This window comes from Pseudomonas sp. B707 (assembly GCF_022496685.1).
GTDB classification, from domain to species: Bacteria; Pseudomonadota; Gammaproteobacteria; order Pseudomonadales; family Pseudomonadaceae; genus Aquipseudomonas; species Aquipseudomonas paraglycinae.
The window spans coordinates 23,194-43,775 of record NZ_WTVE01000034.1; the positions used below are offsets into that span (position 1 = coordinate 23,194).

At 62.5% G+C, this 20,582-nt stretch carries 21 protein-coding genes and 1 riboswitch; of the genes, 16 read left to right on the forward strand and 5 right to left on the reverse strand.

The annotated features are described in order from the left end of the window. The first annotated feature begins 127 nt into the window (after positions 1-127). Positions 128-1,753, forward strand: coding sequence for a methyl-accepting chemotaxis protein (locus GQX66_RS24755; protein ID WP_240871918.1), 1,626 nt, complete (start codon positions 128-130; stop codon positions 1,751-1,753). 54 nt (positions 1,754-1,807) lie between these two features. Here the strand turns inward: GQX66_RS24755 and GQX66_RS24760 are convergent, their stop codons facing one another. Genes GQX66_RS24760 through purM form a run of 3 tightly spaced genes read right to left on the reverse strand, consistent with a single transcriptional unit; the run spans position 1,808 to position 4,238 of the window. Then, positions 1,808-2,521, reverse strand: a complete 714-nt coding sequence (locus tag GQX66_RS24760) for a DUF3108 domain-containing protein (RefSeq protein WP_085747072.1) — start codon at positions 2,519-2,521, stop codon at positions 1,808-1,810. An 8-nt stretch (positions 2,522-2,529) separates the two neighbouring features. After that, positions 2,530-3,180: a phosphoribosylglycinamide formyltransferase gene (gene purN, locus GQX66_RS24765; RefSeq protein WP_240871919.1), complete on the reverse strand. Its 651-nt coding sequence runs from the start codon at positions 3,178-3,180 to the stop codon at positions 2,530-2,532. Beyond that, positions 3,180-4,238 (reverse strand): phosphoribosylformylglycinamidine cyclo-ligase, encoded by a 1,059-nt coding sequence (gene purM / locus GQX66_RS24770; RefSeq protein WP_007950393.1) that lies wholly within the window; start codon positions 4,236-4,238, stop codon positions 3,180-3,182. Before purM ends, purN begins: the two co-directional genes overlap by 1 nt. A 375-nt stretch (positions 4,239-4,613) precedes the next feature. Here purM and GQX66_RS24775 point away from each other — a divergent pair, with 375 nt between their 5' ends. The 5 genes from GQX66_RS24775 (at position 4,614) to GQX66_RS24795 (ending at position 9,287) form a co-directional block, all read left to right on the forward strand. Further along, positions 4,614-5,672, forward strand: a complete 1,059-nt coding sequence (locus GQX66_RS24775; RefSeq protein ID WP_240871920.1) for a DUF2066 domain-containing protein — start codon at positions 4,614-4,616, stop codon at positions 5,670-5,672. Between the two features lie 35 nt (positions 5,673-5,707). After that, complete coding sequence (locus GQX66_RS24780; RefSeq protein WP_007950395.1) at positions 5,708-6,781, forward strand: AI-2E family transporter; 1,074 nt, start codon at positions 5,708-5,710, stop codon at positions 6,779-6,781. 210 nt (positions 6,782-6,991) lie between these two features. Next, a complete protein-coding gene (gene hda, locus GQX66_RS24785) occupies positions 6,992-7,696 on the forward strand; it encodes a DnaA regulatory inactivator Hda (RefSeq protein ID WP_007950396.1) in 705 nt (234 codons plus the stop codon). Between the two features lie 214 nt (positions 7,697-7,910). Further along, on the forward strand, positions 7,911-8,531 hold the full coding sequence (locus tag GQX66_RS24790; protein WP_007950397.1) for an NlpC/P60 family protein: 621 nt from the start codon (positions 7,911-7,913) through the stop codon (positions 8,529-8,531). 219 nt (positions 8,532-8,750) lie between these two features. Beyond that, positions 8,751-9,287, forward strand: a complete 537-nt coding sequence (locus tag GQX66_RS24795; protein ID WP_240871921.1) for a C40 family peptidase — start codon at positions 8,751-8,753, stop codon at positions 9,285-9,287. A gap of 65 nt (positions 9,288-9,352) precedes the next feature. On the opposite strand, the gene GQX66_RS24800 is transcribed toward GQX66_RS24795, so the two are convergent. Both GQX66_RS24800 and GQX66_RS24805 read right to left on the reverse strand, forming a co-directional pair. Next, the gene (locus GQX66_RS24800) at positions 9,353-10,666 is read right to left on the reverse strand and encodes a sorbosone dehydrogenase family protein (protein WP_236189163.1); all 1,314 of its coding nucleotides are present in this window, start codon (positions 10,664-10,666) and stop codon (positions 9,353-9,355) included. 65 nt (positions 10,667-10,731) lie between these two features. Then, positions 10,732-11,316, reverse strand: a complete 585-nt coding sequence (locus GQX66_RS24805) for a hypothetical protein (protein WP_240871922.1) — start codon at positions 11,314-11,316, stop codon at positions 10,732-10,734. Positions 11,317-11,482: 166 nt separating this feature from the next. Continuing rightward, a riboswitch (cobalamin riboswitch) is annotated at positions 11,483-11,709 on the forward strand. Positions 11,710-11,789: 80 nt separating this feature from the next. Here GQX66_RS24805 and cobO point away from each other — a divergent pair. Genes cobO through GQX66_RS24855 form a run of 10 tightly spaced genes read left to right on the forward strand, consistent with a single transcriptional unit; the run spans position 11,790 to position 20,574 of the window. After that, complete coding sequence (gene cobO, locus GQX66_RS24810) at positions 11,790-12,401, forward strand: cob(I)yrinic acid a,c-diamide adenosyltransferase (RefSeq protein ID WP_007950401.1); 612 nt, start codon at positions 11,790-11,792, stop codon at positions 12,399-12,401. Next, positions 12,398-13,693 (forward strand): cobyrinate a,c-diamide synthase, encoded by a 1,296-nt coding sequence (locus GQX66_RS24815; RefSeq protein WP_085747067.1) that lies wholly within the window; start codon positions 12,398-12,400, stop codon positions 13,691-13,693. The genes cobO and GQX66_RS24815 overlap by 4 nt, the downstream gene beginning before the upstream one ends. After that, positions 13,690-14,340, forward strand: a complete 651-nt coding sequence (gene bluB / locus GQX66_RS24820; RefSeq protein WP_085747066.1) for a 5,6-dimethylbenzimidazole synthase — start codon at positions 13,690-13,692, stop codon at positions 14,338-14,340. Before GQX66_RS24815 ends, bluB begins: the two co-directional genes overlap by 4 nt. Next, complete coding sequence (cbiB, locus tag GQX66_RS24825; RefSeq protein WP_240871923.1) at positions 14,337-15,245, forward strand: adenosylcobinamide-phosphate synthase CbiB; 909 nt, start codon at positions 14,337-14,339, stop codon at positions 15,243-15,245. The genes bluB and cbiB overlap by 4 nt, the downstream gene beginning before the upstream one ends. Next, complete coding sequence (gene cobD, locus GQX66_RS24830) at positions 15,238-16,245, forward strand: threonine-phosphate decarboxylase CobD (protein ID WP_039769822.1); 1,008 nt, start codon at positions 15,238-15,240, stop codon at positions 16,243-16,245. The genes cbiB and cobD overlap by 8 nt, the downstream gene beginning before the upstream one ends. Further along, the gene (locus tag GQX66_RS24835) at positions 16,242-17,708 is read left to right on the forward strand and encodes a cobyric acid synthase (RefSeq protein ID WP_240871924.1); all 1,467 of its coding nucleotides are present in this window, start codon (positions 16,242-16,244) and stop codon (positions 17,706-17,708) included. The genes cobD and GQX66_RS24835 overlap by 4 nt, the downstream gene beginning before the upstream one ends. Next, the gene (gene cobU / locus GQX66_RS24840) at positions 17,696-18,217 is read left to right on the forward strand and encodes a bifunctional adenosylcobinamide kinase/adenosylcobinamide-phosphate guanylyltransferase (RefSeq protein ID WP_102687982.1); all 522 of its coding nucleotides are present in this window, start codon (positions 17,696-17,698) and stop codon (positions 18,215-18,217) included. The genes GQX66_RS24835 and cobU overlap by 13 nt, the downstream gene beginning before the upstream one ends. After that, positions 18,214-19,269, forward strand: coding sequence for a nicotinate-nucleotide--dimethylbenzimidazole phosphoribosyltransferase (gene cobT / locus GQX66_RS24845; protein WP_236189134.1), 1,056 nt, complete (start codon positions 18,214-18,216; stop codon positions 19,267-19,269). The genes cobU and cobT overlap by 4 nt, the downstream gene beginning before the upstream one ends. Then, complete coding sequence (gene cobC, locus GQX66_RS24850; RefSeq protein WP_240871925.1) at positions 19,266-19,841, forward strand: alpha-ribazole phosphatase family protein; 576 nt, start codon at positions 19,266-19,268, stop codon at positions 19,839-19,841. The genes cobT and cobC overlap by 4 nt, the downstream gene beginning before the upstream one ends. 1 nt (position 19,842) lies before the next feature. Then, complete coding sequence (locus tag GQX66_RS24855; RefSeq protein WP_240871926.1) at positions 19,843-20,574, forward strand: adenosylcobinamide-GDP ribazoletransferase; 732 nt, start codon at positions 19,843-19,845, stop codon at positions 20,572-20,574. The last annotated feature ends 8 nt before the right edge of the window (positions 20,575-20,582 follow it).

Below are 20,582 nucleotides of genomic sequence, written 5' to 3' on the forward strand. Positions count from 1 at the left end.
TCCAGGTTCGAAGTATTAAGGCCTTTTGATATCACGTTTTGGTCTTACGCAATTTTCCAAAGGGCCGATACCTTCTAGAGCAACCAGCTGCAGGGTTGATGCAGCGCTTTTGGAAGGAACCAGAGCAATGAGTATCCGTAGTCTCAATATTGCGCCCCGAGCTGGGCTGGGTTTTGGCGTACTGGCGCTGATGGTGTTTGCCCTTGGCGCGTTTGCCCTGCTGCAGATGTCGAACATGCGCGCGCAATCCGACGAGGTCGACAATAACTGGCTGCCCAGCGTGATGGCGGTGGGCGAGATGAGCCAGGACATGTTGCGCCTGCGTGCGCTGACCATGCGCCTGTTGCTTAATCGCGATCCGCAGGCGCTGGATCAGAATGTGGCCAAGCTCAATGATCTGCGCGGTGTGCTGAGCGAAGCCCAGCAGCGTTACGACATCCTGATCGTATTGCCCGAAGAGCGCGCGCTGTTCGACCGCTTCAAGGTTGCCGAACACAAGTACCTGGAGTTTCAGGCGCAGGTGATGACGCTATCTGCTCAGGGACGAGTGGAGGAGGCGGCCGCCATTCTCAACGGGCAGATGAGCCCGTTGGCGGATGAGATTGCAGTGACCCTGCGTGAATTGGTCGAACTGAACAAGCACAACGCCAACCTCGCCACAGAGGCCGCACGGCTGGTGTTCACCAACTCGCGGGTGTGGGTCGGGGTGATGATCGGCATCACTGCGCTGATTACCATCGCGCTGGCGTTATTGCTGACCCGCAGCATCGTGCTGCCGCTGTCGCAATCGCTCAATGTGGCGGAAGTGGTGGCCGGCGGCGATCTGACCGGGGATATCAGCATTTCCGGCAAGGACGAGCCGGCGCGGCTGCTGCACGCGCTCAAGAGCATGCAGCACAACCTGCGTGACACCATCCGCCGGATCTCGGAGTCCTCCAGTCAACTGGCTTCGGCCTCGGAGGAGTTGAGCTGCGTCACCGAAGACGCCACGCGAGGGCTGCACCAGCAGAGTCTGGAAATTGAACAGGCGGCCACGGCGGTCAATCAGATGACCGCCGCGGTGGAGGAGGTGGCGAGCAATGCCGTCGCGACTTCCGAGGCTTCCCGTGAGTCTGATCGCATTGCCCAGCATGGTCGCGAGCAGGTCCAGCAGACGGTATCGTCCATCGAGTTGCTGGCGGACGATGTCACCGCCAATGCCGCGCAGGTGGAGGATCTGGCGCAGAAGGTCTACAGCATCAGCAAAGTACTGGATGTGATTCGCTCGATTGCCGAGCAGACCAATCTGCTGGCGTTGAACGCGGCGATCGAGGCTGCGCGGGCGGGGGATGCCGGGCGGGGTTTTGCGGTGGTGGCGGACGAAGTGCGGGCGCTGGCCCATCGCACTCAGCAGTCGACGCAGGAAATCGAACAGATGATCGGCGGCATCCAGCAGGGCACCGATTCGGCGGTCAGCTCGATGCAACAGAGCAATGTCCGGGCGCGCTCGACCCTGGAGTTGGCGAAGGCGGCTGGCGTGGCGCTGGAGGAAATTGCTTCGGCGTTCACCTTGATCAACGAGCGCAATCTGGTGATCGCCAGTGCGTCGGAAGAGCAGGCGGCCGTGGCGCGGGAAGTTGATCGCAACCTGATGAACATCCGTGACCTGGCGATGCAGACGTCTGCAGGGGCCAATCAGACCAGCGCCGCGAGTCAGGAGTTGTCGCGGCTGGCGGTGGACCTGAACAGCATGGTCGCCAAGTTCTCGGTTTGATCAGCGTTCGACAGGCGAAAAAAAAGCCCCGCGTTTGCGGGGCTTTTCGTTGAATCAGCTGCCTTTGACCGTCTTGCCGTTGACCGTGCCGTCGAGGAGCATGATGTTGTACTCCTTGCCGTCGGTTTCGACCTGTTGCAGGCGAACCAGCAGGTAATCCCAGTCCTTGGCGAACCACAGGACGGTGATGCGCTTGCTTTGTGTCGGATCGCGGACGCGCTCGACCTTGATCGCATCGATCTGGCCAGCCTTGGTTTCGACTTTCTCCGAACCCAGCACGCGGAAGTCGTAGGTATCGACTTCACCATCATCGACCACCTGATAGCTCATGCTTTTCTTGCCGGCGGCCACGTCATGCTGCAGCGCCAGTTGATAGGTGGATTTGTCGACCATGCCGCGGTTGAGCGGGATTTTCACCGCGTCGCCGCGGTCGGTGCCGGTCACCAGCTTGTTGGCCCAGTCGAAGTCCAGGTCAGCCTTTTTCGCCTTGCCCAGACCACCGCGTTCGAAGTGGTAGGACTGTGGCAGCAGGGTGTCCTTGTCCAGGGTGAGGGTGCTTTCCTCGGACAGGCTGGCAATCATCATCGAGGCCTTGAAGCTGAGCTTCCAGACGCCGTTGGCTTCCTTGGTCAGACTGCGTTCGGCAGTGCCGCTCATGGGCAACTGCTTCCAGTCGGCGGTGTAGCTGGCGGAGAACGGTTGAAGGTCTGCCGCCTGGGCAAAAGGCAGGGCGAGCAGAGCGCAAGCGAAGAGCAGGGCGCGACGCATAAAATCTCCTAGTTTCGAATCAAGTGACCGCTGGCCCCGAGTAGCTGGCCATCCAGTAAAGCACCTTGCTCGCCGAGGCTCAGCCGTCCTTCGGCGAACCAGCGTACGGCCATCGGGTAGATCAGGTGTTCCTGAACGTGAACCCGTTGCGCCAGACTTTGCGGCGAATCGTGCAACTCTACCGGTATTACTGCCTGTACGACCAGTGGTCCGCCATCGAGTTCCTCGGTGACGAAGTGCACGGAGCAGCCGTGTTCGACGTCGCCGGCTTCCAGCGCGCGCTGATGCGTGTGTAACCCTTTGTATTTGGGTAGCAGCGACGGGTGGATGTTGAGCAGGCGACCCTGGTAGTGACGGACGAAGTCAGCGCTGAGAATGCGCATGAAGCCGGCCAGTACCACGAGTTTGGGGTTGAATTCGTCGATCAGTTCGATCAGCGCGGTATCGAAGGCCTCGCGGCCCTCGAATCCCTTGTGATCCAGCGAGCGGGTGGCGATACCCGCGTCACTGGCGCGTTGCAGGCCGTAGGCGTCGGCGCGGTTGGAAATCACCGCAGCGATGCGGACCGGGCTGTCGCCGGTCCGCGTGCTGTCGATCAGGGCCTGCAAGTTACTGCCGGTGCCGGACAACAGCACCACGACATTACAGGTCTGGGACATCAGTGAGCCTTGAGGTTCTTCAGTTCGACCTGAGCCGCGCCTTCGGCAGCGACAGCGATCTGACCGATGACCCAAGGCTGCTCGCCGGCGTCACGCAGGGTGTTCAGGGCCACTTCAACGTGTTCCTGAGCCACGCAGATCACCATGCCCACGCCGCAGTTCAACACGCGGTGCATTTCGGTTTCGTCGACGTTGCCTTTCTCTTGCAGCCAGTCGAAGACGGCCGGGCGGTTCCAGCTGGCCACGTCAACCACGGCTTGAGCGCCTTTTGGCAGAACGCGCGGGATGTTGTCCAGCAGGCCGCCACCGGTGATGTGGGCCATGGCCTTGACGGCGCCGGTGTCCTTGATCAGCTTGAGCAGCGGCTTCACGTAGATGCGGGTCGGGGCCATCAGCAGTTCGGTCAGTGGCTTGCCGTCGAGCTGAACGGTTTCGATGTCGGCACCGGACACTTCGATGATCTTGCGGATCAGCGAGTAGCCGTTGGAGTGCGGACCGGACGATGGCAGGGCGATCAGGGCGTCACCGGTGGCGACTTTCGAGCCGTCGATGATTTCGGCTTTTTCCACGACACCGACGCAGAAACCGGCCAGGTCGTAGTCTTCGCCTTCGTACATGCCAGGCATTTCAGCGGTTTCGCCGCCGACCAGCGAGCAGCCAGCCAGTTCGCAGCCTGCACCGATACCGGTGACCACAGTGGCGGCCACGTCGACGTTCAGCTTGCCGGTGGCGTAGTAGTCGAGGAAGAACAGCGGCTCGGCGCCGCACACCACCAGATCGTTGACGCACATGGCGACCAGGTCCTGGCCGATGCTGTCGTGCTTGTTCAGGTTAAGCGCCAGGCGCAGCTTGGTGCCCACGCCGTCAGTACCGGAAACCAGCACCGGCTGTTTGTAACCGGCCGGGATCTCGCAGAGGGCGCCGAAACCGCCCAGGCCGCCCATGACTTCCGGGCGCGCAGTGCGCTTGGCGACGCTCTTGATGCGTTCGACCAATGCTTCACCGGCGTCGATGTCTACACCGGCGTCCTTGTAGCTCAGGGAGGGTTGCTTGCTCATGATCCAGGCCTTTAGGGGAGGGGATTCAGGGGTAACGACCGAGTTCAGCGGGAACGCCGAATCCGACAGGGGCGATTGCCTCACGCGAAGTTCGGGGTGCCCGGCTGTTGCCGGTCTGCGAAGGCGCGCGATTTTATCAGGCTTGAGGGGCAGCGGCCATCCTCACGCCGACGGGCAGGGGCATATCGGTGGAAAAATTTTGCAATTGACGCTGTGGGCGACATCACGGGTGCCTGTATAAGGAACCGTCTATCGTTAGGACTGTGCAAAAACTTACCGACCGCGTGTGAATGTTTTGCGACGGCCTGTGGTCACAGGCTTGCCACAACGGTGCACGCGGCCTGTTCCAGCCGCTCTTGTCGACGGGAATTCTCCATGCGTTTTTGTAAATGGCTGTTAGTAGGTGGCTTGTCTCTGATCAGCCTGGCGAGCCAGGCCGAAAATCTCAAAGGTCTTTATCAGGTGCGCGAACCGGTCACGGGTCAGTCGCCGGAGGAGCGTGATCGCGCGACCCAGGCTGCGCTGGATACGCTGGTGCTGCGGCTGACCGGCGACCCGAAAGCCCCGCAGAACCCGGGGCTGGCGCCGGTTCGCAAGGATCCGCAGCAGATCATCAGTCAGTTCGGTTTCGATGCTGGGCCGCCGGAAGTGCTGAAAGTCGATTTCGATCCGGGAACCACCGAGCAGGCGTTGCGCCGCGCCGGGCTGGCGCTGTGGGGTGCCAACCGGCCCTCGATCCTGAGCTGGTGGCTGAACGATTCGACCGAGGGTTCGAGTCTGGTGGGTGACGGTCAGGCCAGTGCCGCACCGTTGCGCCGCGCGGCCCAGCACCGTGGATTGCCTTTGCGTCTGCCGTTGGCGGACTTGAGTGAGCAATTGGTCGCCACGGCACCAACGCTCGAAGGTGCCGACCCGGCGCCGCTGCGCAGCGCTTCCGAGCGCTACAACGCTGACGCCTTGCTCGCCGTGCATGCCCGCGAAGACGGTGGGCAATGGCAGGCCAAATGGCAATTGTGGCTGGGCGACAAAAAAGAGGCTGGCAACGTGCAGGGCGCGGATCAGACCGCGGTGGCCGATGCGGTGATGCTGGCGGTCACCGAACGTCTGGCGCCACGCTTTGTAGCCAAGCCCGGCGCGTCCGGCCAGCAGACCCTGGAAGTGCAGGGCATGAATCTCGAGCACTACGCAGCGCTGCTGCGGTTACTCGAACCGTTCGGCGTGCGTCTGCAGAGTGTCGATGCCGATCGCATCCTCTATCGGGTCAACGGCAGTGCCGATCAATTGCGAGCGCAATTGTCGCTGGCGAAGTTGCAGGAACTTCCGGCCGAGGCGCCGGCTCCGGTCGCTGCGCCTCAGCCTGCGGTCGCCGGGGCGCCGCCAGTTGCTGCGCCGACGCCGACACCGGCGGCGCCGTCCTTGCGGTTCCGCTGGTAGGTTTTCTTTCTTATATATAAGCAATGGAGTGTTACATGGCCGATACGCGGCGTTGGTTCTGGCTCGGTGGGGTGCTCCTGCTTTGCGCGTTTGTCTGGTTGCTGCATCCGATACTCACGCCGTTTCTGGTGGCGCTGTTGCTCGCGTATCTGTTCGATCCGCTCGTTGATCGTCTGGAGCGCCTGGGGTTGTCCCGCACCTGGGGTGTGATCACGGTGTTCGCCTTGTTCACCCTGATCGTCACCGCGCTGTTGCTGGTGCTGGTGCCGATGCTCGCCAAGCAATTGCTGCGGCTGTATGAGCTGGCGCCGCAAATGCTCGACTGGTTGCAACACACCGCCGTGCCGTGGGCGCAATCGAAGCTGGGGCTGTCGGACGGCTTCTGGAAGTTCGACAAGGTCAAGGCCGCGATCAGCGAACACATGGGCCAGACCACCGACATCGTCGGTGTAGTGCTGAGTCAGGCGACGGCTTCGAGCCTGGCGCTGATCGGCTGGCTGGCGAATCTGGTGCTGATCCCGGTGGTGAGCTTTTACCTGCTGCGCGACTGGGACGTGATGATGGCCAAGATCCGCGGCCTGTTGCCCCGTGATCGCGAAGAGCGCGTGGTGGCGCTGGCGGGTGAATGCCATGAGGTGCTGGGCGCGTTCGTGCGCGGGCAGTTGCTGGTGATGCTGGCCTTGGGTGTGATCTATGCGGCCGGCCTGATGATTGTCGGGTTGGAACTGGGTCTGTTGATCGGTCTGATAGCAGGGCTGGCGGCGATCGTTCCGTACATGGGGTTCGTGATCGGTATTGGCGCCGCGCTGATTGCCGGGTTGTTCCAGTTCGGTGGCGATCTGTATCCGATGATCGGAATCGTCGCGGTGTTCATGGTCGGTCAGGCGCTGGAAGGCATGGTGCTGACGCCGTTGCTGGTAGGGGACCGGATCGGTCTGCACCCTGTAGCGGTAATCTTCGCGATTCTGGCCGGTGGCGAGCTGTTCGGCTTCACCGGGGTGCTGCTGGCTTTGCCGGTGGCGGCGGTGATCATGGTGCTGGTGCGACACGTTCACGATCTGTACAAGGATTCCGACATCTATAGCGGGGTGGATGAGCCGGAGTTGTAATCGTGACGCGCGGGTTGCCCGGTGGATCACCGGGTTGGCCCGTCTCATGCAGGCCGTGGCGCCAAAGAAACTGTCATAAAACCAGCACGTTAACGCAAACCTTTGATTTTGCTTGGGGTCTGTCGCATTGTGCGCTCCGCTTCACGGGTATAAACTTCGCTCACTTTACACAGAGGCCACTAACGGTTCCTTGGGAACTGTTCAGTCAGCATGAAACCGATTCAGCTGCCCCTAGGTGTGCGTCTGCGTGACGACGCCACCTTCATCAACTACTACCCAGGCGCCAATGCCGCTGCACTCGGCTATGTCGAGCGTCTATGCGAAGCCGACGCCGGCTGGACCGAAAGCCTGATCTATCTGTGGGGCAAGCACGGGGTAGGGCGCACGCATCTGTTGCAGGCCGCGTGCCTGCGCTTCGAGCAGATGGGGGAGCCGGCGGTGTACCTGCCGCTGGCCGAGTTGATGGATCGCGGCATCGAAATTCTCGACAACCTCGAACAGTACGAACTGGTCTGTCTGGATGACTTGCAGGTGATTGCCGGCAAGGCGGACTGGGAAGAGGCGATGTTTCATTTGTTCAACCGTTTGCGCGACAGCGGTCGGCGTCTGCTGATCGCCGCATCCACTTCACCGCGTGAACTGCCGATCAAACTCGCCGACCTGAAATCACGCCTGACCCTGGCGCTGATCTTCCAGATGCGTCCTCTCTCCGATGAAGACAAATTACGTGCCCTGCAATTGCGCGCATCCCGTCGCGGTCTGCACCTGACCGACGAAGTCGGGCATTTTATTTTGACTCGCGGTACCCGCAGCATGAGCGCGCTTTTTGATCTGCTGGAGCAGCTCGATCAGGCTTCTCTGCAGGCTCAGCGCAAGCTGACCATTCCCTTCCTGAAAGAAACTCTGGGCTGGTAAAACCGGGGCTTTCAGCCGGTTTCGGCATATTTCAGGCGCCACAAAACCCGCTTTCCTGTGGGTTGCACAGGCCGCGTCTCGATTCAAATAGGCTTAAGCGCTTAGATGTTAACGAGAAACCGGGAAGTCACAAAAAGATCGATTGAATTTGCAAATGAGGCTGATAGCGGGCATAGTCTCGGCTTCTTTACAACTATCAGCCACGGTCGTGCCCATGCTAAAGCGCTTCGCACCCCTCGTGCCTCTCGCACTCGTCACCCTGTTGTTCGGTTGCGCTGCTCATTCACCTGTTAATCAAGAGCAGCAGCAACAGGCTAAAAATTCTGCCACCGCCCAGTCTTCCGTTATTTACCAGGAAGAGCTGGACACCGAAAAAGAACTCGCCGACTTCAACGGCAAGAAGCCTTACCAGCTTCCGGTTCTGGCCGACAGCATCCTCGAACGCGGCATGTCCCTGATCGGCACCCGTTACCGTTTCGGCGGTACCTCTGAAGCCGGTTTCGATTGCAGCGGTTTCATCGGCTACCTGTTCCGCGAAGAAGCCGGCATGAATCTGCCGCGCTCCACCCGCGAAATGATCAACGTTGATGCGCCGCTGGTTTCGCGCAGCAACCTCGAGCCGGGCGACCTGCTGTTCTTCGCCACCAATGGTCGTCGCGGTCGTGTAAGCCACGCCGGGATCTACCTGGGCGACAACCAGTTCATCCATTCCAGCTCTCGTCGCAGCGGCGGTGTTCGCATCGACAGCCTGGGCGACAGCTACTGGAGCAAGACCTTCATCGAAGCCAAACGCGCTTTGGCGAACGCTCCAACCGTGGTTACCGCTCGCAAGTAATCACTCGATTGTCGCCACGCTCGTGGCGGCAAAGCAGCCCTTCTGAGGCAATAGACTTAAACTTTACAAGGTGAAGTTAAAGTCTTACTTGAAGTTTGCCGCGTAGCCGCTAGAATCCTGATCTATATTGATGGCAAACCGCCTGCGTCCCAACGCAGGCGGTTTTGTTTTCTATCGAATCGGCAGTCAAAGCCGCAGCCAGATCAGGATGTTCTGCATATGACGATGTCGGCCCGCTTTGCCTTGATGTTCTTCGCCGCGCTGCTCAGCGCCTGCGCCAGCCGCACTCCGCCGCCTGCGCCGGTGGTTCGTGCTCCGATCGTGTTCGGATCCTCCCAGACCTTTTCACCCGCTGCCGAAGACGTGCTGTTCCGCGCGCTCGGGCTGGTGGGCACGCCTTATCGCTGGGGCGGCAATACGCCGGATTCGGGATTTGATTGCAGCGGTCTGATCGGTTTCGTCTACCGCGATGCCGCCGGCATCAGCCTGCCGCGTTCTACCCGCGAGATGATCGTCATGCAGGCGCCGAATGTCGGCAAGGAAGGGCTGCAGACCGGCGACCTGATTTTCTTCGCCACCAATGGCGGCTCACAGGTCAGCCATGCGGGGATCTACGTCGGGGAAGGGCGCTTCGTTCATGCGCCGGCCACCGGCGGCACGGTGAAGCTGGACAGCCTGTCGAAATCGTATTGGCAGAAAGCCTATCTGAGCGCCAAGCGCGTTCTGCAGCCGGAGCATCTGGCGCACAACCCGTAGTCCAGATACCTAAAAACCCGTGGGAGCTGAATGGCTCCCACGGGTTTTTTAATGCCCGCAATACATTAGCGGGCCGCTGACACCCGCCACACTTTGTTCCCCACGTCATCGGCTACCAGCAATCCACCTTGCTGGTCGATCACTACGCCAACTGGGCGACCCAGCGCGTTCTCGTCCTTGTCGAGGAATCCGGTCAGTACGTCCACTGGTGTTCCGCTCGGCTTGCCAGCGGCAAACGGCACAAAGATCACCTTGTAGCCACTGTGCGGCTTGCGGTTCCACGAGCCGTGCTGGCCGATGAATGCGCCTTCCTTGAACTGTGCCGGCAAGCGATTGCCCTCGGCGAAGGTCAGCCCCAGTGATGCGGTGTGCGGGCCGACGGCGTAGTCCGGAGCGATGGCCTTGGCCACCATGTCCGGCCGCTGGGGTTCCACGCGCACATCAACGTGCTGGCCGTAGTAGCTGAACGGCCAGCCATAGAAACCACCGTCCTTGACCGATGTGATGTAGTCCGGCACCAGATCGCTGCCAATCTCATCGCGTTCGTTGACGGCAGTCCACAGCGCACCGCTTTGCGGCTCCCAGGCCAGGCCGTTGGGGTTGCGGATGCCCGAAGCGAAAATCCGGTGGTTGCCGGTGGCGCGATCCACTTCCCAGATCGCCGCGCGGCCTTCTTCCTGATCGAGGCCGTTTTCGCCGACGTTGCTGTTCGAGCCGACGGTGACGTACAGCTTGCTGCCGTCTTTGCTGGCGATGACGTTTTTGGTCCAGTGATGGTTGAGCGTCCCGCCCGGCAGGTCGACGACCTTGATTGGCTGGCTCTTGATTTCGGTCGCGCCGGGCTCGTAGTTGAAGCGCAGCAGGCGATCGGTATCTGCCACGTACAGATCGTTGCCGACCAGGGTCATGCCGAACGGCGAGTTGAGGTTCTGCAGGAACACCGTGCGGGTCTCGGCCACGCCGTCATGATCGGCATCGCGCAGCAGGGTGATGCGGTTCGGGCTGGGAACGCCAGCACCGGCACGCCCCATGACCTTTTTCATCACCCAGCCACGAATGCCCTTGCTGTCGTCCGGTTTTGGCGGAGCGTTGGTTTCCGCCACCAGCACGTCGCCGTTGGGCAGCACGTACAGCCAGCGCGGGTGATCGAGATTCTCGGCAAAGGCTGCCACCTGCGTACCTGTCGCTGCCGTCGGTTTGGCGCCGGCCGGCCAGCCGATGGCCGGGGCGATGTTCACCGTCGGGATCAGGGTCTTGTTCGGTTCGGGCAGTTTCGGTGACGGGCCGGTGCCGTCAGAGACTTGCAAGCTGGAGGATTCACCACAGGCGGCGAGCCCTCCGGCGATCATGATGACGAAAACGAGCTGGGGCTTGCGCATTGCTGATCTTCCCTATGAATGCATTCCTAAACATAGAGAAGCGCACAAGCCCGATGGTTCAACCCTCAGCCGCGGGCTTCCTTGAACAGCACGGCAATGCCGGGGTGATAGTTGCCGGCTTCGCTGCGCAATTTGCGGTAGGCGTAAGGGAAGTACCAGGCGACGGCGCAGGAGTGTTCCTTTTGCAGGTCGTCGACCATGTCCTGCAGTTCTTCCGGGCTGGCGCTGTGCTGGGCCTTTTGCGGGGCGACGAACAGACAACCGAGTTTCAGGTCGCTGGCGTAGCTGATGCGCTTGGCGTCGCTGGTGATATCCGCCAGGGCCTGCGTCAGATTCAGGCTGGTGACGCGTGGCCAGCGTTGGGTGGCCTGAATGAAGGCGCGATCCTCGGCGCTAGCGATAAACAGGTCGGCGCGGGCATTGCGCTCGCCTTCTTCGTTTTGTTTGCGGGTGGCGGTGTCGCGCAGGGTGACCAGTTCGGCCATCCAGGCAGCGGCCGAAAGCAGGCCGAGGTTGGCTTTTTCGTCGTGCCAATAAGGTGTGTCATTGTCGCCGCGCACGGCGTTGTAGCGGTCGATACAGTCAAACCAGCGTTCCAGCACCGGGCGCAGGAATTCCAGCCGCGGATTGCTGATGATCATGCCTTGCATGGTGCTCTCCCTTGTTATTGTGATGTGCTCTCTGCAGTCAAAAAGCATGGCTCTTTGATATCACTGCTGGCAGTGTGGCACAAGATTGGCGTCAGTTAATTGATCGGCGGCAGTTATTCGCCGCACAAGCCCCTCTTCAATTGACGCTCCACCCCCAACCCTCTAACCTTCGCGGCTTGTTTCAGGTGCTCTGTGGCGCATGTCGACAGAGTGAAACAGGGAAGCCGGTGAGGCGGGTCTTCAAGCGATGAACCCTCACGATCCCGGCGCTGCCCCCGCAACGGTAAATGAGTAAAAGCTGCGTCTGATGCCACTGCGTAAAAGCGGGAAGGCGCGCAGCCAGGCACCAGCCGCTCATGAGCCCGGAGACCGGCCTGATCCATCCAGCGGCATCACGGTGGGCGATGCCAGGCTTGTTGCCGTCTATTCTTGTGCCTGCCCGCCGTTATCCAGCCTCAACGGAGAGCTCCCCCATGACTGATTCCCCCGAACGCGACGAGCGCCACCTGGCGCGCATGCAGCGCAAAAAAGCCGTGATCGACGAGCGCATCGCCAATTCGCCAGACGAATGCGGTCTGGTGCTGGTGCTGACCGGCAACGGCAAAGGCAAAAGCAGCTCGGCATTCGGCATGCTCGCGCGCGCCATGGGCCACGGCATGCAGTGCGGCGTGGTGCAGTTCATCAAGGGGCGCAACAGCACCGGCGAAGAACTGTTCTTCCGCCGCTTCCCCGAGCAAGTGCGTTTTCATGTGATGGGCGAGGGCTTCACCTGGGAAACCCAGGACCGCCAGCGCGACATCGCCGCCGCCGAAGCGGCCTGGGAAGTCTCCCGCGAACTGCTGCGTGATCCGTCGATCGGTCTGGTGGTGCTCGATGAACTGAACATCGCCCTCAAGCACGGTTACCTCGATCTGGATCAGGTGCTCAGCGATCTGCAAGCGCGTCCGCCGATGCAGCACGTGATCGTCACCGGCCGCGCTGCCAAGCCGGAAATGATCGAGATGGGCGACACCGTCACCGAAATGGGCATGATCAAGCACGCCTTCCAGGCCGGCATCAAAGCGCAGAAAGGCGTCGAACTTTGAATCAACCACGTCACTGCCCGGCGGTACTGATCGCCGCACCGGCCTCCGGCCAGGGCAAGACCACCGTCACCGCCGCGCTGGCCCGTCTGCATCGCAATCAGGGGCGCAAGGTTCGCGTATTCAAATGCGGCCCGGACTTTCTCGACCCGATGATCCTTGAGCGCGCCAGCGGTGCGCCGGTCTATCAACTGGACATGTGGATGGTCGGCGAGCAGGAAAGTCGTCGCCTGTTGTGGGAAGCCGCCGCTGAAGCCGATCTGATTCTGATCGAAGGCGTGATGGGCCTGTTCGACGGCACGCCGTCGAGCGCCGATCTGGCGCGGCATTTCGGCGTTCCGGTACTTGGCGTGATTGACGGCACGGCCATGGCCCAGACCTTCGGCGCACTGGCGCTAGGCCTGGCGCGCTATCAGCCGGATCTGCCGTTCGCCGGCGTGCTGGCCAATCGTGTCGGCACGGTGCGCCATGCGCAGTTGCTGGAAGGTAGCCTCACTGAAGGCCTGCGCTGGTACGGCGCGTTGTCCCGGGAAACCGGGATCGAACTGCCGAGCCGTCATCTGGGGCTGGTGCAGGCCAGCGAACTCAATGACCTCGATGTGCGCCTCGACGCCGCCGCCGAAGCGCTGGCCGGCACTTGCGAGGTAGCGCTGCCACCCGCCGTGGAGTTCGCCGCGCCAGCAATCGTTGAGACAGAAAAACTACTAGAAGGCGTACGAATTGCCGTCGCCCGCGACGAAGCCTTCGCTTTTACCTACGGCGCCAGTCTCGATCTGCTGCGGGCGATGGGTGCCGAGTTGAGTTTCTTCTCGCCGATCCGCGATACGCAATTGCCCGATGCCGACAGCTTGTACCTGCCCGGCGGATATCCGGAATTGCACCACGTTGCCTTGTCGCAGAACGCCGACATGCTCGAAGCGATCCGCGCGCATCACGCCGCTGGCAAACCGCTGCTTGCCGAATGTGGCGGCATGCTCTACCTGCTCGACTCACTGACCGATGTCGAAGGCACCCGCGCTGATTTGGTCGGCTTGTTGAGTGGCGACGCCGTGATGCAAAAGCGCCTCGCCGCACTGGCGCTGCAAGAGGTCGACCTGCCGGAAGGCATGCTGCGCGGCCACACCTATCACCATTCCCTGACCACCACCGAACTGACGCCGATTGCCCGTGGCCACAGCCCCAACGGCGGGCGCGGTGCCGAAGCGGTGTATCGGCAAGGACGGATGACCGCGTCGTACGTGCATTTTTACTTCCCGTCGAATCCGTCGGCGATTGCCGCACTGTTGGTGCCATGACCGACAACGCCTTCACTGACGCCGAGCGCGAAGCGGTCTACCGCGCCATCGCCGAACGCCGCGACATGCGCCACTTCAGCGGCGGCACGGTCGAGCCTGAACTGTTGCGCCGTTTGCTTGAAGCCGCGCATCAGGCGCCGAGTGTCGGCCTGATGCAGCCGTGGCGCTTCATCCGTATCAGCGACCGCGCGCTACGTGGCCAGATCCAGAACCTTGTTGAAGAGGAGCGCGTGCGCACCGCCGAAGCCCTCGGCGAGCGCAGTGACGAATTCATGAAGCTCAAGGTCGAAGGCATCAACGACTGCGCCGAAGTGTTGGTCGCGGCGTTGATGGACGATCGCGAGCGGCATATTTTCGGTCGTCGCACGCTGCCGGAAATGGACATGGCGTCGTTGTCCTGCGCAATCCAGAATCTCTGGCTCGCCGCGCGTGCCGAAGGCCTGGGCATGGGCTGGGTGTCGCTGTTCGAGCCACAGGCGCTGGCCGATCTGCTGAAACTGCCGGCCGGGGCCAAGCCGCTGGCGGTGCTTTGCCTGGGGCCGGTCAAGGAATTCTATCCGGCGCCGATGCTGGTACTCGAAGGGTGGGCGCAGGCGCGTCCGCTCAATGAGCTGCTGTATGAAAATTTTTGGGGAGTGAGTCAATGAGTGTGGCGTTGTTGAGTGTCGCCGCGGTTGCGCTGGATGCGCTGCTGGGTGAACCGAAACGCTGGCATCCGCTGGTGGCGTTCGGCAATTTCGCCGGGCGCATCGAGCAACGCTTCAATAGCGCTGGTCGTGGTTGGCGCAGCCATGGTGTCACCGCGTGGGTGATCGCGGTGTTGCCGCTGACCCTGCTGGTCACGGCGTTTTCCTGGGCGCCGTATGTGGGCTGGGTCGTCGAGATTCTTGCGCTGTATTGCGCCCTCGGCATGCGCAGCCTGGGTGAGCACGTCGAGCCGGTGGCCAAGGCTTTGCGCGCCGATGATCTGGAGGAGGCGCGCAAGCGTGTGGGTTATCTGGTCAGCCGTCAGACCGATGAGCTGGACAGCACCGCCGTCGCCCGCGCCGCCACTGAATCGGTGCTGGAGAACGGCAGCGATGCGGTGTTCGCCGCGCTGTTCTGGTTTGCCGTGGCCGGTGCGCCGGGCGTGGTGCTCTATCGTCTGAGCAATACGCTCGACGCGATGTGGGGCTATCGCAACGAACGCTTCGAGCGTTTCGGCTGGGCAGCGGCAAAAATCGACGACGTCCTCAACTACATTCCTGCACGGCTGGTGGCGTTGACCTACGCCTTGCTGGGCAAGACCCGACAGGCGTTGAAATGCTGGCGCACCCAGGCGCCGAAATGGGACAGCCCGAACGCCGGCCCGGTGATGGCCGCCGGGGCGGGTGCCTTGGGCGTCGAGCTGGGCGGTCCGGCGATTTACCACGGCGAGCTGCACGAGCGTCCGCAACTGGGCGAGGGCGTGCAGGCGGATGCCGATTCCATTGATCGCGGCTGGCAATTGGTCCAGCGCGGGGTATGGTTATGGCTGCTGATTCTCTGCGTGGGGGCTGAATTCTATGCTTGAGCACGGTGGCCGGTTGCGCAGGGCGGCGCTCGAATACGGCATCGCGGAAGAAGACTGGCTCGACCTGTCCACGGGTCTTGCGCCGTGGCCGTTTCCGGTCCCGGAGATTCCGCTGCGGGCGTGGGCGCGCCTGCCGGAAAACGATGACGGTCTGGAGCAGGCCGCCTGCGATTATTACGGTGCCAGCCAAGTGCTGCCGGTGGCCGGTTCGCAGATGGCCATTCAACTGCTGCCGCGATTGCGCCGCGCCGGTAAGGTCGGTGTGCTCTCACCGTGTTACGCCGAGCATGCCGAAGCCTGGCGGCGCAGCGGCTATATCGTGCGTGAGGTGCTGGAGCAGGAAGTCGATTTCTTTCTCGACAGCCTCGACGTGCTGGTGGTGGTCAATCCGAACAATCCAACAGGCCTGAACCTGACCCCGGCGCGTCTGCTCGACTGGCACGCGCGGCTGGCCCAGCGCGGCGGCTGGCTGGTGGTCGATGAAGCGTTCATGGACAACACGCCGCAGTTGAGCCTTGCCCCGCATGCGCATCAAGTGGGGTTGATCGTGCTGCGTTCGTTCGGCAAGTTTTTCGGTCTGGCCGGTGTGCGGCTGGGGTTCGTGCTGGCCGAGCGCAAGTTGCTCAGGTTGCTGGCCGAACAGGTCGGGCCCTGGGCAGTCAGCGGGCCGACCCGGGTACTCGGCCAGGCCTGTCTGCGCGACACCGAAGGCCATACCCGCCAGCGCATCCGCAGCGACGAGGCCAGCGAACGGCTGGCTGCGCTGCTTGAGCGGCACGGCTTCAAACCGCAGGGCGGCTGCGCGCTGTTTCAGTGGCTGATCACCGAACAGGCCGCCGCGCTGCACGAATTCATGGCCCGCCGCGGCATTCTTCTGCGCCTGTTCGCGCACAACAGCAGCCTGCGTTTCGGGCTGCCCGCCGATGCCGCCGACGAGGCGCGCCTTGAGCAAGCCCTGCAAGCATTCGCCAAGCATTGCTCCATGGAAAAACCAGCATGACCACATTAATGGTGCAGGGCACTACCTCCGACGCCGGCAAAAGCACGCTGGTGACGGCGCTCTGCCGCTGGGCCACCCGCCAGGGCGTTGCCGTGGTGCCGTTCAAGCCGCAGAACATGGCGCTCAACAGCGCGGTGACTGCCGACGGCGGCGAGATCGGTCGCGCGCAAGCGGTGCAGGCCCAGGCGGCGTTTCTCGAACCGCACACCGACATGAATCCGGTGCTGCTCAAGCCCAACAGCGACACCGGCGCCCAGGTCATCATCCACGGCCGCGCGGTCACCAGCATGAACGCCGTCGCCTATCACGACTACAAAGCCATCGCCATGCAGGCCGTGCTCGCTTCCCACGAGCGCTTGAGCGCCGCCTATCCGCTGGTGATGGTCGAAGGTGCGGGCTCGCCAGCCGAGATCAATCTGCGTGCCGGCGACATCGCCAACATGGGCTTCGCCGAAGCGGTGGATTGTCCGGTGCTGCTGATCGCCGATATCAATCGTGGCGGGGTGTTTGCCCATCTGGTGGGCACGCTGGAACTGCTGTCGCCGAGCGAACAGGCGCGGGTCAAAGGCTTCATCATCAACCGTTTTCGCGGCGACATCGCCTTGCTGCAACCGGGCCTCGACTGGCTGGAACAGCGCACCGGCAAACCGGTGGTGGGCGTGCTGCCGTACGTGATGGACCTGCATCTGGAAGCCGAGGACGGCATCGACCAGCGCCAGACCGATAAGGCCGAGCAAGTCCTGAAAGTGGTGGTGCCGGTGCTGCCGCGCATCAGCAACCACACCGATTTCGATCCGCTGCGTCTGCATCCACAGGTGGATCTGCAATTCGTAGGGCCCGGACAAACAATTCCACCCGCCGACCTGATCATCCTGCCGGGCTCGAAAAGCGTGCGCAGTGACCTGGCGTATCTGCGCGCCAATGGTTGGGAATCGGCCATCCGCCGTCACCTTCGTTACGGCGGCAAGCTGTTGGGGATCTGCGGCGGTCTGCAAATGCTCGGCGAGCAGGTGCACGATCCGCTGGGCCTTGAAGGCGCGCCAGGTTCCAGCGCCGGTCTGGGGCTGCTGGCGTTTGAAACGCAGCTCGAAGCCGAGAAGCAATTGCGCAACGTGCGCGGGCGTCTGGCGCTGGAAGATGCCGAGGTCAGCGGTTATGAAATTCATGCCGGCGTGACGACAGGAACTGCGTTGGAAAATGCTGCTGTGCATCTGGACGACGGTCGTTGCGACGGCGCGCAAAGTCTCGACGGGCAGATTTTCGGCACCTACCTGCATGGCCTGTTCGAATCGCCGGCGGCCAGTGCGGCGCTGTTGCGCTGGGCCGGCCTGAACGATGTACAGGAAGTGGATTACCACGGCCTGCGCGAACGCGATATCGAGCGGCTGGCGGATCTGGTGGAGAAGCACCTGGATACCGGGCTGTTACGTGAACTCTGTGGAATCTCCCCATGCTCCAGTTGATCCTCGGCGGCGCCCGCTCCGGCAAAAGTCGCCTCGCCGAAAAACTCGCCACTGACAGCGCGCTGGCCGTGACATACATCGCTACCAGCCAGCCGCTGGATGGCGAGATGAATGAGCGTGTCGCTCATCATCGCGCCCGCCGTCCCGCTGAATGGGGGCTGATCGAAGAACCGCTGGAACTGGCCCGTGTCCTGCGCGAAACCGCCAGTGCCGAGCGTTGCCTGCTGGTGGATTGCCTGACGCTGTGGCTGACCAATCTGCTGATGCTCGACGACGCCGAACGCCTCGCCGCCGAACGCGAAGCCCTGCTCGAATGCCTGGCGTCGCTGCCGGGTGAAATCATTTTTGTCAGCAACGAGACCGGAATGGGTGTCGTGCCGCTGGGCGAATTGACTCGCCGCTACGTCGATGAAGCCGGTTGGCTGCATCAAGCTCTGGCCGAGCGTTGTCAGCGAGTCGTCCTGACGGTCGCCGGCCTGCCTCTGACTCTGAAAGGACCTGCGTTATGACCCAAGCCTGGTGGCTGAACCCGTGCAAACCGGTGGATACGGACGCCGTTGAAAACGCGGCGGCGCGTCAGCAGCAATTGACCAAACCCGCCGGCTCGCTCGGTCAGCTTGAATCGGTGGCGGTGCAACTGGCCGGATTGCAGGGCCAGGTCAAACCGACACTCGATCAGGTCTGGATTTCGATTTTTGCCGGTGACCACGGTGTTGTCGCCGAAGGGGTTTCCGCATTTCCGCAGGAGGTCACCGGGCAGATGCTGCTGAATTTCGTCAGCGGCGGCGCGGCGATCAGCGTGCTGGCGCGGCAACTTGGCGCGCAGCTGGAAGTGGTGGATCTGGGCACAGTGACCCCGTCGCTGAATCTTCCGGGCGTGCGTCACCTGAACATCGGCCCGGGCACGGCGAATTTCGCCAAGGGCGCGGCGATGACTCGGGCCCAGGGTGAACTCGCCTTGCAGGGCGGCCGTGACAGCGTGCTGCGCGCGAAGGCTGCTGGTGCGCAATTGTTCATCGGCGGTGAAATGGGCATCGGCAACACCACTGCCGCCAGTGCGCTGGCCTGTGCGCTGCTCGATTGCCCGGTGGCGCATTTGACCGGTCCTGGCACCGGGCTGAATGCCGAAGGCGTCAGCCACAAGGCGCAGGTGATCGAGCGCGCGCTGGCGCTGCATGCGGCACGGCGCGGTGATGCACTGCAGACTCTGTTCAATCTCGGCGGCTTCGAGATTGCGGCTTTGGTCGGCGCGTATCTGGCCTGTGCGCAGGAAGGTGTGGCGGTTTTGGTGGACGGTTTTATCTGCACGGTCGCCGCGCTGGTGGCGGTGCGCCTGAATCCGGCGTGCCGTGAGTGGCTGCTGTTCGGACATCGCGGGGCCGAACCGGGTCATCGTCATGTACTGGAAACCCTTGGCGCTGAACCGCTTTTGGAACTGGGTCTGCGTCTGGGCGAGGGCAGTGGTGCGGCGCTGGCGGTGCCGTTGCTGCGTCTGGCCTGTGACCTGCACGGGCAGATGGCGACCTTCGCCGAAGCTGCGGTGGCGGATCGTCCGGCATGACCTTGCGTCTGGATCTGCTGCGCCACGGTGAAACCGAACTCGGCGGCGGCCTGCGCGGCAGCCTCGACGATGCATTGACCGAAAAAGGCTGGGCGCAGATGCGCGAGGCGGTGAACGGGCAGGGGCCGTGGGATCGGCTGGTCAGTTCGCCGTTGCAGCGTTGCGCGCGGTTTGCTGAAGAGTTGAGCGCGCAACGGGATCTGCCGGTGTCTCTGGACAAGAATCTGCAAGAACTGCATTTCGGTGCCTGGGAAGGGCAGAGCGCGGCGGCGCTGATGCAGACTGATGCCGAAGCGCTCGGGCTGTTCTGGGCTGATCCCTATGTTTTTACCCCGCCGCAGGGGGAGCCGGTCAGCGATTTTTCTGCGCGGGTGATGGCGGCGGTGATGCGACTGCATGCGTCGCACGCGGGCGAGCGGGTGTTGTTGGTCAGCCACGGCGGCGTCATGCGTCTGTTGCTGGCGCGGGCCCGTGGTTTGCCCCGTGAACAACTGCTCAATGTCGAAGTCGGCCACGGCGCGCTGTTTTCGCTGATCGTCGAGGCCGACGGTTCGCTCAGGGAAGTGTGCTGAGATGCTGCCCCTGTGGATTGCCCTGCAATTTCTCAGCAGCCTGCCGATTCGTCTGCCGGGCATGCCGACGCCCGAACAACTTGGCCGGTCGCTGCTGTTTTATCCGCTGGTGGGCTTGCTGTTCGGCGTGATTCTGTGGGCGCTGAACATTGCGTTGGCGGGCGCGCCATTGCTGTTGCACGCGGCGCTGTTGCTGGCGGTGTGGGTGCTGCTCAGCGGCGCGTTGCACCTTGATGGCCTGGCGGACAGCGCCGATGCATGGCTCGGCGGTTTCGGTGATCGCGAGCGCACGCTGACGATCATGAAGGATCCGCGCAGCGGGCCGATCGCGGTGGTGACGCTGGTGCTGGTGTTGCTGCTCAAGTTCGCCGCGTTGCTGGCCTTGATCGAACAACAGCAGGGCATGGCGTTGATCATCGTGCCGCTGATCGGGCGTGCGGCGCTGCTCGGACTGTTCCTCACCACGACTTATGTGCGGGCCGGTGGATTGGGACAGGCGCTGGCCGATCATCTGCCGCGCAAGACGGGTTGGCAGGTGCTGGCGGTGAGTGCAGCGGTATGCGTGGTGATCGCCGGGTTCAGCGCCTTCGTGGCGTTGCTGCTGGCGGTCGTCGTGTTCATCTGGCTGCGGCATTTGATGCTGCGGCGATTGGGCGGAACCACCGGTGATACGGCCGGTGCGTTGCTGGAATTGCTGGAGATGTCAGTGCTGGTCGGGCTGGCCTTGTTTTGATAAGTAAC

What these genes read in the sequence shown, in the direction of transcription:
- GQX66_RS24760 (WP_085747072.1), bottom strand. Translation starts at nt 2,521, where the DNA reads ATGCGTCGCGCCCTGCTCTTCGCTTGCGCTCTGCTCGCCCTGCCTTTT.
- GQX66_RS24755 (WP_240871918.1), top strand. Translation starts at nt 128, where the DNA reads ATGAGTATCCGTAGTCTCAATATTGCGCCCCGAGCTGGGCTGGGTTTT.
- GQX66_RS24795 (WP_240871921.1), top strand. Translation starts at nt 8,751, where the DNA reads ATGACGATGTCGGCCCGCTTTGCCTTGATGTTCTTCGCCGCGCTGCTC.
- cobU (WP_102687982.1), top strand. Translation starts at nt 17,696, where the DNA reads ATGCTCCAGTTGATCCTCGGCGGCGCCCGCTCCGGCAAAAGTCGCCTC.
- GQX66_RS24800 (WP_236189163.1), bottom strand. Translation starts at nt 10,666, where the DNA reads ATGCGCAAGCCCCAGCTCGTTTTCGTCATCATGATCGCCGGAGGGCTC.
- cobT (WP_236189134.1), top strand. Translation starts at nt 18,214, where the DNA reads ATGACCCAAGCCTGGTGGCTGAACCCGTGCAAACCGGTGGATACGGAC.
- GQX66_RS24805 (WP_240871922.1), bottom strand. Translation starts at nt 11,316, where the DNA reads ATGCAAGGCATGATCATCAGCAATCCGCGGCTGGAATTCCTGCGCCCG.
- GQX66_RS24790 (WP_007950397.1), top strand. Translation starts at nt 7,911, where the DNA reads ATGCTAAAGCGCTTCGCACCCCTCGTGCCTCTCGCACTCGTCACCCTG.
- GQX66_RS24775 (WP_240871920.1), top strand. Translation starts at nt 4,614, where the DNA reads ATGCGTTTTTGTAAATGGCTGTTAGTAGGTGGCTTGTCTCTGATCAGC.
- cobD (WP_039769822.1), top strand. Translation starts at nt 15,238, where the DNA reads ATGCTTGAGCACGGTGGCCGGTTGCGCAGGGCGGCGCTCGAATACGGC.
- purN (WP_240871919.1), bottom strand. Translation starts at nt 3,180, where the DNA reads ATGTCCCAGACCTGTAATGTCGTGGTGCTGTTGTCCGGCACCGGCAGT.
- cobC (WP_240871925.1), top strand. Translation starts at nt 19,266, where the DNA reads ATGACCTTGCGTCTGGATCTGCTGCGCCACGGTGAAACCGAACTCGGC.
- hda (WP_007950396.1), top strand. Translation starts at nt 6,992, where the DNA reads ATGAAACCGATTCAGCTGCCCCTAGGTGTGCGTCTGCGTGACGACGCC.
- GQX66_RS24855 (WP_240871926.1), top strand. Translation starts at nt 19,843, where the DNA reads ATGCTGCCCCTGTGGATTGCCCTGCAATTTCTCAGCAGCCTGCCGATT.
- GQX66_RS24835 (WP_240871924.1), top strand. Translation starts at nt 16,242, where the DNA reads ATGACCACATTAATGGTGCAGGGCACTACCTCCGACGCCGGCAAAAGC.
- bluB (WP_085747066.1), top strand. Translation starts at nt 13,690, where the DNA reads ATGACCGACAACGCCTTCACTGACGCCGAGCGCGAAGCGGTCTACCGC.
- purM (WP_007950393.1), bottom strand. Translation starts at nt 4,238, where the DNA reads ATGAGCAAGCAACCCTCCCTGAGCTACAAGGACGCCGGTGTAGACATC.
- cobO (WP_007950401.1), top strand. Translation starts at nt 11,790, where the DNA reads ATGACTGATTCCCCCGAACGCGACGAGCGCCACCTGGCGCGCATGCAG.
- GQX66_RS24780 (WP_007950395.1), top strand. Translation starts at nt 5,708, where the DNA reads ATGGCCGATACGCGGCGTTGGTTCTGGCTCGGTGGGGTGCTCCTGCTT.
- cbiB (WP_240871923.1), top strand. Translation starts at nt 14,337, where the DNA reads ATGAGTGTGGCGTTGTTGAGTGTCGCCGCGGTTGCGCTGGATGCGCTG.